Origin of the sequence: Variovorax sp. V93, assembly GCF_041154485.1 — a bacterium.
GTDB lineage: Bacteria > Pseudomonadota > Gammaproteobacteria > Burkholderiales > Burkholderiaceae_C > Variovorax > Variovorax beijingensis_A.
Genome location: NZ_AP028669.1, coordinates 5,177,177 through 5,191,172 on the forward strand (window position 1 = coordinate 5,177,177; position 13,996 = coordinate 5,191,172).

The 13,996-nt window shown below is 64.6% G+C and carries 23 protein-coding genes; 2 read left to right on the forward strand and 21 right to left on the reverse strand.

Annotation, left to right across the window (positions count from 1 at the left end):
* Window positions 1–82: 82 nt before the first annotated feature.
* The 14 genes from rpsK to rplN form a co-directional block, all read right to left on the reverse strand.
* A complete protein-coding gene (gene rpsK, locus ACAM54_RS24580; RefSeq protein WP_009124825.1) occupies window positions 83–487 on the reverse strand; it encodes a 30S ribosomal protein S11 in 405 nt (134 codons plus the stop codon).
* A gap of 12 nt (window positions 488–499) precedes the next feature.
* Window positions 500–865, reverse strand: coding sequence for a 30S ribosomal protein S13 (gene rpsM / locus ACAM54_RS24585; RefSeq protein ID WP_013544105.1), 366 nt, complete (start codon window positions 863–865; stop codon window positions 500–502).
* 23 nt (window positions 866–888) lie between these two features.
* Window positions 889–1,002: a 50S ribosomal protein L36 gene (rpmJ, locus tag ACAM54_RS24590; protein ID WP_013544106.1), complete on the reverse strand. Its 114-nt coding sequence runs from the start codon at window positions 1,000–1,002 to the stop codon at window positions 889–891.
* 64 nt (window positions 1,003–1,066) lie between these two features.
* On the reverse strand, window positions 1,067–2,380 hold the full coding sequence (gene secY / locus ACAM54_RS24595; RefSeq protein WP_145739339.1) for a preprotein translocase subunit SecY: 1,314 nt from the start codon (window positions 2,378–2,380) through the stop codon (window positions 1,067–1,069).
* A gap of 26 nt (window positions 2,381–2,406) precedes the next feature.
* Complete coding sequence (gene rplO / locus ACAM54_RS24600; RefSeq protein WP_369649228.1) at window positions 2,407–2,838, reverse strand: 50S ribosomal protein L15; 432 nt, start codon at window positions 2,836–2,838, stop codon at window positions 2,407–2,409.
* An 11-nt stretch (window positions 2,839–2,849) separates the two neighbouring features.
* Complete coding sequence (rpmD, locus tag ACAM54_RS24605) at window positions 2,850–3,035, reverse strand: 50S ribosomal protein L30 (protein WP_009124818.1); 186 nt, start codon at window positions 3,033–3,035, stop codon at window positions 2,850–2,852.
* 35 nt (window positions 3,036–3,070) lie between these two features.
* Window positions 3,071–3,589 carry a 30S ribosomal protein S5 gene (gene rpsE / locus ACAM54_RS24610; RefSeq protein WP_124959016.1) on the reverse strand — a complete coding sequence of 173 codons (519 nt, stop codon included), beginning with the start codon at window positions 3,587–3,589 and terminating at the stop codon, window positions 3,071–3,073.
* Window positions 3,590–3,607: 18 nt separating this feature from the next.
* The gene (gene rplR, locus ACAM54_RS24615; protein ID WP_021012927.1) at window positions 3,608–3,973 is read right to left on the reverse strand and encodes a 50S ribosomal protein L18; all 366 of its coding nucleotides are present in this window, start codon (window positions 3,971–3,973) and stop codon (window positions 3,608–3,610) included.
* 14 nt (window positions 3,974–3,987) lie between these two features.
* Window positions 3,988–4,521, reverse strand: coding sequence for a 50S ribosomal protein L6 (rplF, locus tag ACAM54_RS24620; protein ID WP_013544111.1), 534 nt, complete (start codon window positions 4,519–4,521; stop codon window positions 3,988–3,990).
* Between the two features lie 24 nt (window positions 4,522–4,545).
* Window positions 4,546–4,941 carry a 30S ribosomal protein S8 gene (rpsH, locus tag ACAM54_RS24625; RefSeq protein WP_021012928.1) on the reverse strand — a complete coding sequence of 132 codons (396 nt, stop codon included), beginning with the start codon at window positions 4,939–4,941 and terminating at the stop codon, window positions 4,546–4,548.
* 20 nt (window positions 4,942–4,961) lie between these two features.
* Window positions 4,962–5,267 carry a 30S ribosomal protein S14 gene (gene rpsN / locus ACAM54_RS24630; protein WP_015867798.1) on the reverse strand — a complete coding sequence of 102 codons (306 nt, stop codon included), beginning with the start codon at window positions 5,265–5,267 and terminating at the stop codon, window positions 4,962–4,964.
* Window positions 5,268–5,275: 8 nt separating this feature from the next.
* Window positions 5,276–5,815 carry a 50S ribosomal protein L5 gene (gene rplE, locus ACAM54_RS24635; protein ID WP_013544114.1) on the reverse strand — a complete coding sequence of 180 codons (540 nt, stop codon included), beginning with the start codon at window positions 5,813–5,815 and terminating at the stop codon, window positions 5,276–5,278.
* A gap of 11 nt (window positions 5,816–5,826) precedes the next feature.
* Complete coding sequence (gene rplX / locus ACAM54_RS24640; RefSeq protein ID WP_015867799.1) at window positions 5,827–6,159, reverse strand: 50S ribosomal protein L24; 333 nt, start codon at window positions 6,157–6,159, stop codon at window positions 5,827–5,829.
* Between the two features lie 13 nt (window positions 6,160–6,172).
* Window positions 6,173–6,541, reverse strand: coding sequence for a 50S ribosomal protein L14 (gene rplN / locus ACAM54_RS24645; protein ID WP_009124801.1), 369 nt, complete (start codon window positions 6,539–6,541; stop codon window positions 6,173–6,175).
* 249 nt (window positions 6,542–6,790) lie between these two features.
* Between rplN and ACAM54_RS24650 the strand changes: the two genes are divergently transcribed.
* Both ACAM54_RS24650 and proC read left to right on the forward strand, forming a co-directional pair.
* On the forward strand, window positions 6,791–7,933 hold the full coding sequence (locus ACAM54_RS24650) for an esterase-like activity of phytase family protein (RefSeq protein WP_369649229.1): 1,143 nt from the start codon (window positions 6,791–6,793) through the stop codon (window positions 7,931–7,933).
* Window positions 7,930–8,787, forward strand: a complete 858-nt coding sequence (proC, locus tag ACAM54_RS24655) for a pyrroline-5-carboxylate reductase (RefSeq protein ID WP_209535575.1) — start codon at window positions 7,930–7,932, stop codon at window positions 8,785–8,787. The genes ACAM54_RS24650 and proC overlap by 4 nt, the downstream gene beginning before the upstream one ends.
* A 6-nt stretch (window positions 8,788–8,793) precedes the next feature.
* On the opposite strand, the gene ACAM54_RS24660 is transcribed toward proC, so the two are convergent.
* From ACAM54_RS24660 to ACAM54_RS24690, 7 genes are all read right to left on the reverse strand, one after another.
* Window positions 8,794–9,261, reverse strand: coding sequence for a MaoC/PaaZ C-terminal domain-containing protein (locus ACAM54_RS24660; RefSeq protein ID WP_209535578.1), 468 nt, complete (start codon window positions 9,259–9,261; stop codon window positions 8,794–8,796).
* A gap of 15 nt (window positions 9,262–9,276) precedes the next feature.
* On the reverse strand, window positions 9,277–10,137 hold the full coding sequence (gene ubiA, locus ACAM54_RS24665; RefSeq protein ID WP_369649230.1) for a 4-hydroxybenzoate octaprenyltransferase: 861 nt from the start codon (window positions 10,135–10,137) through the stop codon (window positions 9,277–9,279).
* A 58-nt stretch (window positions 10,138–10,195) separates the two neighbouring features.
* Window positions 10,196–10,762, reverse strand: a complete 567-nt coding sequence (locus ACAM54_RS24670) for a Dps family protein (RefSeq protein WP_145739326.1) — start codon at window positions 10,760–10,762, stop codon at window positions 10,196–10,198.
* A gap of 137 nt (window positions 10,763–10,899) precedes the next feature.
* Window positions 10,900–11,865 carry a LysR substrate-binding domain-containing protein gene (locus tag ACAM54_RS24675; protein WP_369649231.1) on the reverse strand — a complete coding sequence of 322 codons (966 nt, stop codon included), beginning with the start codon at window positions 11,863–11,865 and terminating at the stop codon, window positions 10,900–10,902.
* A 73-nt stretch (window positions 11,866–11,938) separates the two neighbouring features.
* Window positions 11,939–12,439 carry a plastocyanin/azurin family copper-binding protein gene (locus ACAM54_RS24680; protein WP_369649232.1) on the reverse strand — a complete coding sequence of 167 codons (501 nt, stop codon included), beginning with the start codon at window positions 12,437–12,439 and terminating at the stop codon, window positions 11,939–11,941.
* A gap of 81 nt (window positions 12,440–12,520) precedes the next feature.
* Window positions 12,521–13,210 carry an amino acid ABC transporter permease gene (locus ACAM54_RS24685; protein ID WP_209500135.1) on the reverse strand — a complete coding sequence of 230 codons (690 nt, stop codon included), beginning with the start codon at window positions 13,208–13,210 and terminating at the stop codon, window positions 12,521–12,523.
* Window positions 13,210–13,947: an amino acid ABC transporter permease gene (locus ACAM54_RS24690; RefSeq protein ID WP_145739318.1), complete on the reverse strand. Its 738-nt coding sequence runs from the start codon at window positions 13,945–13,947 to the stop codon at window positions 13,210–13,212. The genes ACAM54_RS24685 and ACAM54_RS24690 overlap by 1 nt, the downstream gene beginning before the upstream one ends.
* Between the last annotated feature and the right edge of the window lie 49 nt (window positions 13,948–13,996).

Here is a 13,996-nt window from a genome sequence, read left to right on the forward strand (position 1 = left end):
CGAGGACGCGGATGGCGGTGGGCTTAGTAAAAAAACAAATGCGCAGCCGCTCAAAAGCCGGCTGCGCCTTGCGGACTGACGATCAGATGCGGCGACGCTTCTGGGGACGGCAGCCGTTGTGCGGAACGGGCGTCACGTCGGCAATGGAATTGATCCGGATGCCGAGCGCAGCCAGTGCGCGCACCGACGATTCGCGACCGGGGCCGGGGCCCTTGATCTCGACGTCGAGGTTCTTGATGCCTTGTTCGACAGCAGCACGGCCGGCCACTTCGGAAGCCACCTGCGCAGCGAACGGCGTCGACTTGCGCGAGCCCTTGAAGCCCTGGCCACCCGACGAAGCCCACGACAGGGCGTTGCCCTGGCGATCGGTGATCGTGATGATGGTGTTGTTGAACGAGGCATGCACGTGGGCGATGCCGTCCGCAACGTTCTTGCGAACCTTCTTGCGAACGCGCTGTGCGGCGTTGTTTGCAGGTGCTTTAGCCATGCTGGTCTATCCTTATTTCTTCAGGGACTGCGCAGCCTTGCGCGGACCCTTGCGGGTGCGGGCGTTGGTGCGCGTGCGCTGGCCGCGCATCGGCAGGCCGCGACGGTGACGGAAGCCGCGATAGCAGCCGATGTCCATCAAACGCTTGATGTTCATCGTCGTCTCGCGACGCAGATCGCCTTCGATGGTGAACAAGGCGATCTGGTCGCGGATCTTTTCGAGATCGGCGTCGGTCAGGTCCTTGATCTTCTTCGAATATTCGATGCCGCTCGCTTCGCAGATTTGACGGGCGCGGGTGCGACCGATGCCGAAGATGGCGGTCAGGCCGATTTCAGCGTGCTTGTGCGGCGGAATGTTGATGCCAGCAATACGTGCCATGTGCGTCCTCTAATACTCTTCAATCAACCCTGGCGCTGCTTGTGGCGCGGGTCGGTGCAAATCACACGCACCACACCTTTACGGCGGATGACCTTGCAATTACGGCAGATGGTTTTGACCGAAGCCGAAACTCTCATTTCATTCTCCTAAAACTGTTTAACGTGGCGGTCTACCGCCCGAACTCAATACTGCAACACAGCCCTACGATGTCTTGAAGTTGGCCTTCTTCAGCAGCGATTCGTACTGCTGGGACATCATGTAGTTTTGCACCTGGGCCATGAAGTCCATCGTGACGACCACGATGATCAGCAGGGAGGTACCACCGAAGTAGAACGGCACGTTGTACTTCAGGATCAGGAACTCGGGCAGCAGGCAGACGAAGGTGATGTACACCGCGCCGGCCAACGTCAGGCGAACCAGAATCTTGTCGATATAGCGAGCGGTCTGGTCACCCGGACGAATGCCCGGAATGAATGCACCGCTCTTCTTCAGGTTGTCGGCCGTTTCCTTGCTGTTGAACACGAGCGCCGTGTAGAAGAAGCAGAAGAAAACGATCGCGGCAGCGTACAGCAGCACGTAGATCGGCTCGCCCGGACGCAGTGCGCCGGCAATGTCCTTGATCCAGCCGAAACCACCTTCGCCGGTGCTGAACCAGCCGACCACCGTTGCCGGCAGCAGGATGATCGAAGAGGCGAAGATCGGCGGAATCACACCGGCCATGTTCAGCTTCAGGGGCAGGTGCGACGACTGGCCGCCATAGACCTTGTTGCCGACCTGGCGCCGCGCATAGTTCACGAGGATCTTGCGCTGGCCGCGTTCGACGAACACCACGAAGTAGGTGACCAGCACCACGATCGCGATGATGAACAGCGCAATGATAGGGTTCATCGCACCGGTCGTCACCAGCGAAGCGAGGCCGCCGATGGCATTGGGCAGGCCGGCCGCGATACCTGCAAAGATCAGGATCGAGATGCCGTTGCCCAGGCCGCGTTCGGTGATCTGCTCGCCGAGCCACATCAGGAACATCGAACCTGCCGTGAGGCTCACCATGGCGGTCAGGCGGAAGCCGAAACCGGGCGAGATGACCAGGCCGGCCGAGGACTCGAGCGCCACTGCAATGCTGAACGACTGGAACAGGGCCAGGCCGAGCGCGCCATAGCGCGTGTACTGCGTGATCTTGCGGCGGCCGGCCTCGCCTTCCTTCTTCAATTGCTCGAAGGTCGGAAGCACGTAGGTCATCAGCTGCATGATGATCGACGCCGAGATGTACGGCATGATCCCCAACGCGAACACGGTGAAGCGCGACAGCGCCCCGCCCGAGAACATGTTGAACAGGCTCAGGATGCCGCCCTGCTGGCCCTGGAACAACGCCGCCAGCTGGTCCGGGTTGATGCCCGGCACAGGAATGTGCGCGCCGATCCGATAGACCACGAGCGCGAGCAGCAAGAAGACGAGCCGGCGACGCAGGTCGCCGAACTTGCCTGTCTTTGCGATCGTTGCCGCGTTAGTTGCCACGAAGAACTTCTTTCAGTCCGGTGTGATCAGGCGACGCTGCCGCCGGCTGCTTCGATCGCAGCCTTGGCACCAGCGGTTGCACCCACGCCCGTCAGCTTGACGGCCTTGGTGAGTTCACCGGTCTTGACGACCTTGACGACCTTGGCGAGCTGGCCCACGAGGCCGGCTTGCTTGAGTGCCAGGATGTCCACTTCGGCCAGGCCGAGCTGCTCGAGGGCAGTCAGCGTGACTTCGGCGTTGAACTTCAGCAGGTGCGACTTGAAGCCACGCTTGGGCAGGCGGCGCTGCAGCGGCATTTGACCGCCTTCGAAGCCGACCTTGTGGAAACCGCCTGCGCGCGACTTCTGACCCTTGTGACCGCGGCCTGCGGTCTTGCCGATGCCGGAGCCGATACCGCGGCCGACACGGCGCTTGGCGTGCTTGGCGCCAGCTGCCGGCTTGATGCCATTGAGTTCCATATCAGTCTCTCTTACAGAACTTTGACCAGATAACTGATCTTGTTGATCATGCCGCGCACCGCCGGGGTGTCCTGCAGCTCGCTCACGCTGTTGAGCTTGCGCAGGCCGAGGCCACGCACGGTCGCGCGATGCGATTCCTTGGTGCCAATCGGGCTCTTGACCAATTGCACCTTGAGGGTTTGTTGTTGCGTCGTCATTTGAATGCTTCCTTCAGCCTTGCGAGAGCTTGCGCTCAGGCGAAGATTTCTTCGACGGTCAGGCCGCGCTTGGCAGCCACTTCGGACGCGGTCGTCGAGTTCTTCAACCCGTCGAGCGTGGCGCGAACCATGTTGTAGGGGTTCGACGAACCGTGGCTCTTGGCCACGATGTCGGTGATGCCCATGACTTCGAACACGGCGCGCATCGGGCCGCCGGCGATGATGCCGGTACCCTTCGGGGCGGGGATCATGACGACCGAAGCGGCGCCATGGTGACCCGTCACGCGGTGATGCAGCGTACCGTTCTTGATCGAGATCTTGGCCAGGTTGCGACGGGCTTCTTCCATCGCCTTCTGCACTGCAGCGGGCACTTCCTTGGACTTGCCCTTGCCCATGCCGACGCGGCCGTCGCCGTCGCCCACGACGGTGAGTGCTGCGAAACCGAGGATACGACCACCCTTCACCACCTTGGTGACGCGGTTGATCGCGATCATCTTCTCGCGCAAACCGTCTTCAGGGCCTTCGTTCTGCGTTCTTGCTTGAATCTTTGCCATTTTGAATCTCGTGTCCGTTTAGAACTGCAGGCCGGCTTCGCGGGCAGCGTCGGCCAGCGCCTTGACGCGGCCGTGGTACGCGAAACCAGCGCGGTCGAAGGCGACCTTCTCGACGCCGGCAGCCTTCGCCTTTTCAGCGATGCGCTTGCCGATGGCCGTTGCAGCGGCAGCATTGCCGCCCTTGCCCGAACCGCCGAGCGCAGCGCGCACTTCGGCTTCGGCCGTCGATGCGGTGGCGATCACCTTGGTGCCGTCGTCGGAGATGACGGTGGCATAGATGTGCAGGTTGGTGCGGTTCACCGTCAGACGGGCCACACCCTGCGTCGCGATGCGGATGCGGGTCTGGCGCGAGCGGCGAAGACGCTGTGCTTTTTTGGTCAACATCATTTTGCTGCCCCTTACTTCTTCTTGGTCTCTTTGATCACGATCTTCTCGTCCGAATAACGGATGCCCTTGCCCTTGTAGGGCTCAGGCGGACGAACAGCGCGGATCTCAGCGGCGATTTGACCAACGCGCTGACGGTCAGCACCCTTGATCACGATTTCGGTCGGGGTCGCAGTGGCCACCGTGATGCCTTGCGGCATGTCGATGTTGACCGGGTGCGAATAGCCGACTTGCAGGTTCAACTTGTTGTTGGACGCTGCAGCCTTGTAGCCGACGCCTACCAGGTTGAGCTTCTTCTCGAAGCCCTTGGTCACGCCAACCACCATGTTGTTCACCAGCTGACGGATCGTGCCGCTCATCGCGTTCGCTTCACGCGACTCGTTGGCGGGCTCGAAATTCAGCTTGCCGTCGTTGCTGACGACCTTGACCAGGGGATTGCGCGCAAGGTTGAGCGTGCCGCCCGTGCCCTTGACGCTGATCTGGTCTTCCTTGATCGACACATCCACGCCTGCGGGGATGGTGATCGGCATTTTTCCTACTCGGGACATTTCAGTTACTCCTCGATGTCTCGGTTAGGCGACGTAGCACAGCACTTCGCCACCGACACCGGTAGCGCGCGCCTTGCGGTCGGTCATCACGCCCTTGGGGGTCGTGACGATCGCGACGCCGAGGCCGTTCTGGACTTGCGGAATGGAAGCGCTGGCCTTGTAGACGCGCAGGCCGGGGCGGCTCACGCGCTCGATGCGCTCGATGACCGGGCGGCCAGCGTAGTACTTCAGGGTAATGACGAGTTCGGACTTGCCGTCTTCGGTCTTGACCTGGAAACCGTCGATATAGCCCTCGTCCTTCAGGACCTGCGAGATCGCGATCTTCACCTTGGAAGACGGGACCGACACAGTGGGCTTCGCCACCATCTGCGCGTTACGGATACGCGTCAGCAGGTCGGCAATGGGATCACTCATGCTCATGTTGTTTGCTCCTGCCTGGCTTACCAGCTGGCCTTGGTGACACCGGGGATGTCGCCATTGAAGGCCAGTTCGCGGATCTTGGCGCGGGCCAGACCGAATTGACGGAAGGTGCCGCGGGGGCGACCGGTGATTTCGCAACGGTTGCGCTGGCGCGTGGGGTTCGCGTTGCGCGGCAGCTTCTGCAGGCCCAGGCGGGCGGCAGCGCGCTCTTCGTCGCTCTTCTTCAGGTCGTTGGAAATTGCCTTCAGTTCCGCGTGCTTCGCAGCGTACTTGGCGACCAGCTTGTCGCGCTTGAGTTCGCGTTGGATCAGGGATTGTTTAGCCACGGTGCGCCTCAGTTCTTGAACGGGAAACGGAAACCAGCGAGAAGCGCCTTGGCTTCTTCGTCGGTCTTGGCCGTCGTCGTGATGCTGATGTTGAGACCGCGCAGGGCATCGACCTTGTCGTATTCGATCTCGGGGAAAATGATCTGTTCCTTGACGCCGATGTTGTAGTTGCCACGGCCGTCGAACGCACGGCCGGAAATGCCGCGGAAGTCGCGAACACGCGGCAGCGCGATGGTCACGAAACGGTCCAGGAACTCATACATCTGCACGCCACGCAGCGTGACCATGCAGCCGATCGGCTGGTTTTCGCGGATCTTGAAACCGGCGATGGCCTTCTTCGACTTGGTGACCACGGGCTTCTGGCCGGCGATCTTGGTCAGGTCGGCAACTGCGTTGTCGAGGACCTTCTTGTCGGCGACAGCTTCACCCACGCCCATGTTTAGCGTGATCTTGGTGAGGCGGGGGACCTGCATCGGCGACTTGTAGCCGAACTTTTCCGTCAGGTCTTTCGCGATCTTTTCGCGATAGTGTTGTTGGAGACGTGCCATGTGAGTACCTCTTAGGCGAACTTGATTTCGTCGCCGCTGGACTTGAAGACGCGAACAGCCACGCGCTTGCCGTCAGCACCCTGGGTGATCTTGATGCCCACGCGATCGGCCTTGCCGGTCGCGGCATTGAAGATCGCCACGTTGGATTGGTGGATGGGCATGGTCTTCTCGACGATGCCGCCGGTCGTACCCTTGAGAGGGTTCGGCTTGGCGTGCTTCTTGACGATGTTCACGCCCTCGACGACGAGGTGCGAATCATCCTTGCGCAGCGAGACGGTGCCGCGCTTGCCTTTGTCGCGCCCGGCCAACACGATGACCTGGTCGCCTTTGCGAATCTTGTTCATGGCGTTGTTGTCCTTAGAGAACTTCAGGGGCCAGCGACACGATCTTCATGAACTTTTCGGTGCGCAGCTCGCGCGTCACCGGTCCGAAGATGCGGGTGCCGATCGGCTCCAGCTTGGCGTTGAGCAACACGGCTGCGTTGCCATCGAATTTGACGAGCGAACCGTCGGCGCGACGGATGCCCTTGGCGGTGCGGACCACCACTGCGCTGTAGATCTCGCCCTTTTTGACGCGACCACGCGGAGCGGCTTCCTTGATGCTCACCTTGATGACGTCGCCCACGCTGGCATAACGCCGCTTGGAGCCACCGAGCACCTTGATACACAGGACGGACTTCGCGCCTGTGTTGTCGGCCACTTCGAGCCGGGATTCAGTTTGGATCATTGCTAGTAGTTCCCAACTTGTACCGATGCGCCTCCGGGAGGGAAACGCTGCGGTCAGTCTTGGGCCCGTCGTCCGCACCTCGAACCACTCGAGGCACTTCCGCTTTGGGCTGAAAGCTTCGCCTTTTTTGAAGCGAAGCCTGCGATTGTTGCACGCAGGCCAAGGCATGTCAACTGCCTTCTGAGATCGAAATGGACTGGAACTAGACTTGGCGGTGTGCGCACCTTCGATCCAGGCCCCACATCGCCCATGCGCCGCCGGCTGCTGGCGGGCGCGGGCGCCATGGCGGCGGGGCTCGCAGGGCTGGGATTGGGCGGCTGCCGCAGTCCGGCCCTTCCGCCGGCGGGGCCGCAGCGGCTGCGCCGCCTGGCCGAGGCGCACTGGCCGCACCGGCTGAATATACAGGGCACGACCGCCGGCGGCCTCTCGGGCATCGATTACGACGCCGAAAGGAGTGAGTACCTGCTGCTCAGCGATGATCGGTCAGACCTGAATCCCGCGCGCTTCTATATGGTGCAGTGGGCGCCTCCGTGGGTCCAGCCGCCCGAACCTCGGAGTGTCGTGCAGCTGCAACGCCCGGGCGGCGGCCCCTGGCCCGCGCGGCGCCGCGCCGAGCCCGGCACCCCGGTGCCGGACCCCGAAGCGTTGCGCCTGCGGCCCGGCGCCGGCACCCTGCTCTGGACGAGCGAAGGCGATGTCGGGCGGGGGTTCGGCCCGGCCCTGTACGAGTCGGCGCGCGATGGCCGCCTGCTGCGCGAGTTCGCGCTGCCGGCCATGTTCAACCCCGATCCGGCGCAGCGCCGCGGCCCGCGCGACAACCTGGGCTTCGAGGGCCTGGCGCTGACACCCGACGGCCGGCACGCCTGGCTCGCGATGGAGAACGCGCTGATCCAGGACGGCCCGGTGCCCACCACGCGCGCGGCGGGCGGCCCCTGCCGGCTGACCCGGATCGAGCTGGAGACCGGCCGGGCCACGCGCCAGATTGCCTATGTTCCCGATGCGATCCCGCTGCGGCCGCTCGTTCCCGGCAGCCATGCCGACAACGGCATCAGCGAGATCCTGATGCTCGATGCCGACCGCATGCTGGTGCTGGAGCGCGCCTATGCCACCGGCGCCGGCAACTCGCTGCGCCTCTACGAGATCGACACCCGCGACGCCTCCGACGTGCTGGACGTGGACACGCTCGCCCCGGGCAACCAACGCGCGGCCGCCAAGGACCTGGTCGCCGACTTCGCCACGCTCGGCCTTTCGCGCCTCGACAACACCGAGGGCATGTGCTGGGGACCGCCACTGCCGGACGGCAAGCGCACGCTGGTGGTGGTGAGCGACGACAATTTCAACCCGCTGCAGACAACCCAGTTCGCGGCATTCGAATACACCGACCGACCATGACCATCGCCGTCACCTTCCTGCCCCGCACCGCACCGCCGCCGCTGCCTCCGATCGCCTTCGTCGGCGGCGGCAACATGGCCAGCGCCATCATCGGCGGCCTCATCAAGCAGGGCACGCCCGCCGGCACCTTCGAGGTGGTCGAGCCCTTCGAGGAGGCGCGCACCAAGCTTGCGCAAGCCTTCGGCATTGCCGCCCACGCCGAGGCCGGCGATGCCCTTTCGCGCTGCTCGGTGGTTGTGTGGGCGGTCAAGCCGCAGACTTTCGCACAAGCCGCCCAACCAGTGCGCGCGTTCGCAGAAAACGCACTGCACCTGAGCGTGGCGGCCGGCATTCCGTCGGGCAGCATTGCGCGCTGGCTCGGCAGCGAGCGCGTGGTGCGCGCCATGCCCAACACGCCGGCGCTGGTGGGCCAGGGCATGACCGGCCTCTTTGCCCGGGCGGCGGTGGATGCCGCCGACCGCGCGCTGGTCGGACAGCTGCTGGCACCGACCGGCGAGCTGCTCTGGGTCGACGACGAAGCCGCGCTCGATGCGGTGACAGCCATGTCCGGCTCCGGCCCGGCCTACGTGTTCTATTTCATCGAGGCCATGACCGAAGCTGGCGTCGAGATGGGCCTGCCGCTCGAGCAGGCCCAGCGGCTGGCCATCGGCACCTTCACCGGCGCCTCGGCGCTCGCGCACAGCGCCACCGAGCCGCCCTCGGTGCTGCGCGAACGCGTGACCTCCAAGGGTGGCACCACCCATGCGGCGATCACCTCGCTCGAGGGTGCCGACGTCAAGGCGAAGTTCAAGGCCGCCATCCGCGCGGCGCAGAAACGCGCCGCCGAGCTGGGCGAGGAATTCGGCCGCGCCTGAAGCGCGTCAGGCCGGCAACGCGCGCGGCCCGAGGAAGACCAGCCACTCGGCCGCCAGCGTGACGGTGCCGTCCTCGAGCTCGAGCAGCACCGCCTCCTTGAGCAGGAAGCTGCCGCCGGGCTTGGACGCGACCTCGAGAACGCGCACACGCGCCCGGAAGCGCGCGCCGACCGGCATCGGCCTGACGAAGCGCAAGCGGTCGAATCCGTAGTTCAACGCGTGATTCGCATCGAAGGGCAGCAGCGTCCGCATGGCCTCGCCGGTCAGCTTTATCAGGTGCGACACCTGGAAGAAGCCCGGCACGATCGTTCCGCCGTAGTCCGCCTCGCGTGCGGCCCGCTCCGGATCGAGGTGGATCCATTCGCCCTCGCCGTCGCCCGACAGCGCCGCGTAGCGGTCGACCATCTCCTGGGTGATGAGGTGCCATCCGGACAGGCCTTCCTGGCCGATCTTCTGTGTCAGGCGATCGAGCATGTGCGTCCTGTCTGTCTAGCGAATGGCGTAGCCGGCCGCGATGCCGGCAAACACTGTGAAGCCGAGCCAGTGGTTCAGCCGGAAGGCCTTGAAGCAGCCGTCGCGCGTGCGCTCGCGGATCAGCCGCCAGTGCCAGGCGGCCTGTCCCGCAGCCACGGCGATCCCCGCGAAGAACGGGGCACCCAGCGAGCGGCTCGCACCGGCCCAGGTCCAGACCGCCAGGAAGATCGCGTAGCTCAGCATCACCGCCGCCACGTCGAAGCGGCCGAAGGTGATGGCCGAGGTCTTCATGCCGATCTTCAGGTCGTCGTCGCGGTCGACCATTGCGTACTCGGTGTCGTAGGCCAGCACCCAGAACAGGTTGCCGGCCAGCAGCCAGGCAGCGAACACCGGCACGGCGGCTTGCACCGCCGCAAAAGCCATCGGGATGCCGAAGCTGAAGGCAACGCCGAGCACCGCCTGCGGAACCGACACGAAGCGCTTGGCGAAGGGATAGGCCAGCGTGATGGCCAGCGCCGCGAACGACCACAGGATGGTGAGCCGGTTGGTCGTGAGCACCAGCCCGAAGGCCAAGAGCGCCAGCACGGCGCCCAGCACGAGCGCCTCCCTGACCGACACCGCGCCGCTGGTCACCGGCCGCTGGGCGGTCCGCTTCACATGGCGGTCGAAGTCGCGGTCGGCCACGTCGTTGACGCAGCAGCCCGCGCTGCGCATCAGGATGGTGCCCAGCACGAAGACGGCCAGCAGCTGCCAGCCCGGCCAGCCTTCGGCCGCAAACCAGAGCGCGCCCAGCGTGGGCCACAGCAGCAGCAGCCAGCCGGCGGGACGGTTCCAGCGGATCAGGTCGAGATAGAGCGCAAAACGGCGGGCGAGCATGCGGCAGGCAAAAAAAGAGCGGCCATTGTGCCGCTCCTGGGTTCCCGGGCCCGGGCGATCAGTCCTCGAGCAGCGAGCGCAGCATCCAGGCCGTCTGGTCGTGCACGGTGCAGCGCGCAGTCAGCATGTCGGCCGTCGGGTCGTCGCCGGCTTCCTCGGCCACGGGGATGAATTCGCGCGCGATGCGCGACACGGTTTCGTGGCCCTTGACCAGGATGCGCACCATTTCCATCGCCTTGGGCGGGGTCTGGGGCACGTCGGGCACGGTGGCGATCTTGCTGAACTCGGCATAGGAGCCCGGCGCATAGTGGCCCAGCGCGCGGATGCGTTCCGCGAGCACGTCGGTGGCGCCCCAGAGTTCGGTGTACTGGCCCATGAACATCGCATGCAGCGAGTTGAAGTGCGGCCCCGTCACGTTCCAGTGGAAGTTGTGGGTCGTGAGGTAGAGCGTGTAGGTGTCGGCCAGCACGCGGCTCAGGCCCTCGGCAATGGCGGCGCGGTCCTGGCGCTCGATGCCGATGTTGATGAGGGGCGCATTGCGGCTGCCGGATTCCTGCGCCACCACGGTGCCGCCCTTCTTGGGCACCTTGCCGGACGACGATGCTTTCTTCGATGCTTTGGCCATGGCTGGAAACTCTTTCTTCAGGTTTTGCTGAACACACCGTTATTCTGAAAGCCGACCCGCGGCTTCGCAACAGCGCCACTCTATCCCGGTGATGAATGAATTCGAACGGCTGCCGCGTAGGCCAAGTTCGCGTATTTCTACGACAGCCGTTTGACACCCGGCAGTTCGCACGCATAGATCGCGTTGCGCAAGGCCGCGATCGCCTCGTAGCGGGTGAAGGTGCGGCGCCAGGCCAGCACCACGCGCCGCGTCGGCGGATCGCGGTCGTGCGCGTCGCGCACCGGCAGGTAGCGCACCATCTGCTCGGGCTCCTTGCGCCCTTTGACCTTGGGCTTGAGCGCTTCGGCCGGCACCGACAGGCGCGGCACCAGCGTCACGCCCATGCCCGAGGCCACCATGTGCTTGATGGTCTCGAGCGACGAGCCCTCGAAGCTCTTGCGGATGCCCTCGGCATTGCTCGAGAAGCGCGCGAATTCGGGACAGACCTCGAGCACGTGGTCGCGAAAGCAATGGCCGGTGCCCAGCAGCAGCATGGTTTCGCTCTGCAGCTCTTCCGAAGTGACCGATTCGCGGTCGGCCAGCTTGTGCTTCGTGGGCAGCGCGGCCATGAAGGGCTCGTCGTAGAGCGGCGCCATGGCCAGGCCGGTGTCGGGGAAGGGCTCGGCCATGATCGCGCAGTCGATCTCGCCGGCACGCAGCATCTCGAGCAGCTTGGCGGTGAAGTTCTCCTGCAGCACCAGCGGCATCTGCGGCGTGCGCGCAATCACCTGGCGCACCAGGTCGGGCAGCAGGTACGGGCCGATGGTGTAGATCACGCCGAGGTTCAGCGGGCCGGCCAGCGGGTCTTTTCCGCGCTTGGCGATTTCCTTGATGCTGGCGGCCTGGTCGAGCACGCTCTGCGCCTGCTGAACGATCTGCTCGCCGAGCGGCGTGACGGTGACTTCGCCCGCGCTGCGCTCGAAGAGCTTGACCTCGAGTTCGTCCTCGAGCTTCTTGATGGCCACCGAGAGAGTGGGTTGGGAGACGTAGCAGGCCTCGGCCGCCTTGCCGAAGTGCCGTTCGCGGGCTACTGCGACGATGTATTTGAGTTCGGTGAGAGTCATAGCTTGCGTCAATTATGCGCAAGCGTCCGTGACCGGACATTGTCTGGGGCTTAGCTGCCAGCAGGGCGGGACGTCAGGACCCCGAAGCGGTGACGACCTTGACCTTGCCCGCCATGCCGGCCTGGTAGTGGCCCGCGATGAGGCAGGCGAAATCGAAGTCCCCGGCCCGGTTGAAGGTCCAGACGATTTCCCCGGTCTTGCCGGGCGGGACGTGCGCCATGTAGGGCTCGGAATGCTCCATGCCAGGGAACTTCATCATCAGCGCCGCGTGCTCGTCGAGTTCCTTCTTCGTGCCGAGCACGAACTCGTGCATGACCTGCCCGTCGTTCCGGATCGAAAGCCTCACCGTCTCGCCCTGCTTCACCTGGATGCGGTCGGGGGCGAAGCGCATGTTGTCGGCCATCCTGAACTCGAGCTTCCGGGTTGCGCTGCCCGCATCGCCCGCAATGCCCCAATCTTTCTGTTCCTTGCGAACCGGCCCGCTCGGCGCGCCGTGATCCTCGTCGCCATGTGCGAAGCCGGGGTTCGAGAACGCCAAGGTGCTGGCGAGCATCAATGTCCTGATGGATGTCATGGGAGTTCCTGCGTGGTTGGCGTGGAAATGGCGCACGGGCGACGCCGGTCATGGTTTTCGTGCGTTCGCCGGTTCATTCATTCAGGCTGCCGATGCGGCCCTGCGCCGCTGCAGCCAGGTGACCGACCACGCCCCTGCCGTGCACAGCACCAGGTAGACGGCGGCGACCAGGAGGTAGACCTCCACCACGCGCCCATCGCGCTGGCCTACCTTGCTTGCCGCTCCGAGAAAGTCGTTCAGGCTGATCACGTAGACCAGCGAGGTGTCCTTGAGCAGGGCAATGGTCTGGTTGATCAGAGACGGCGTCATGTTGCGGAACGCCTGCGGCAGGATCACGTGCCGCAAGGCCTGCCCCGGCGTCATGCCAAGCGATTGCGCCGCCTGCATCTGTCCCGCGCGGACACTGCCGATGCCGGCGCGGATGATCTCGCAGTAGTAAGCCGACTCCGCGAGCACGAAGGCCACGAGCGCCGCATAGATGGGGCCGACCGACAGGTTCGGGTCCCCGGTGGCGGCCCGCAGCACCACGGGCATCAGGAAGTAGATCCAGAGAATCGTGAGGATCAGCGGAATCGAACGGAACAGGTTCACGTAGCCGGCCACGAGGGCCGCAACGGGACGCGGCGCAAAGATCCGCGTGATCGCCAGCAAGGTGCCCACCCCGACGCCCGCCGCCATGGCCGCCACCACGAGGAAGGCCGTCATCTGCAGGCCCTGCGCCAAGTAGGGCCAGGCGCGCTGCAGGGAGACCCAGTCGAAGTCGTATCCCATCAGGCGGCCCCCAGCAGGCCCGGCACGCGCGCGCGCCGCTCGATGTGGCGCATCAGCACGATCACGCCGTAGGTGATCGCCATGTAGACGAAGGTCGCGGCAATGAAGGCCTCGAACGGATGCGCACTGAATTCACTGAGCTGGCGGGTCTGCCCCGTCAGTTCCATGAGCCCGATGGTGAGCGCCACCGCCGAGTTCTTGAACACGTTCAGGAAGTCCGAAGTCAGCGGCGGAATGACGATGCGCAGGGCCTGCGGCAGGATCACGTACCGATAGGCCGCCGCGGTCCCCAGGCCGAGCGCCATGGCCGCCTGCTTCTGGCTGCGCGGCACCGACTCGATGCCCGCCCGCACCTGTTCGGCCGCCTTCGCGGCCGTGTACAGCGTGAGTCCCACCAGCACGGTGAGAAACTGGTTCGTCGTCGGGTTCATCTGCTTCAGTGCGTTGCCCCAATCGACAGGCAACAATTCGGGCACCACGAAGTACCAGAGAAACAGCTGGACCAGCAGCGGCGTGTTCCGAAAGCAGTGGATGTACACCGTGGACAGGTAGCGCGCGGGACGGTTCGGCAGCGTCCTTGCGACGCCGGCCACCAGGCCGAGGCCCAGCGCCAGCGTCCAGGCCAGCAGCGACAGGAGCACCGTCCACCACAACCCGCGCAGAAGCATCAGGCCGTACAGGCCCTCGCCCGTGACTGAAGGCTTGAAAAAGATCAACCAATCCCAGGTGTAGTGCATTGTGCGGGGCGATCGGAGTGGCGGGCGCTTTCAAGCGGTCGTGCGGGAG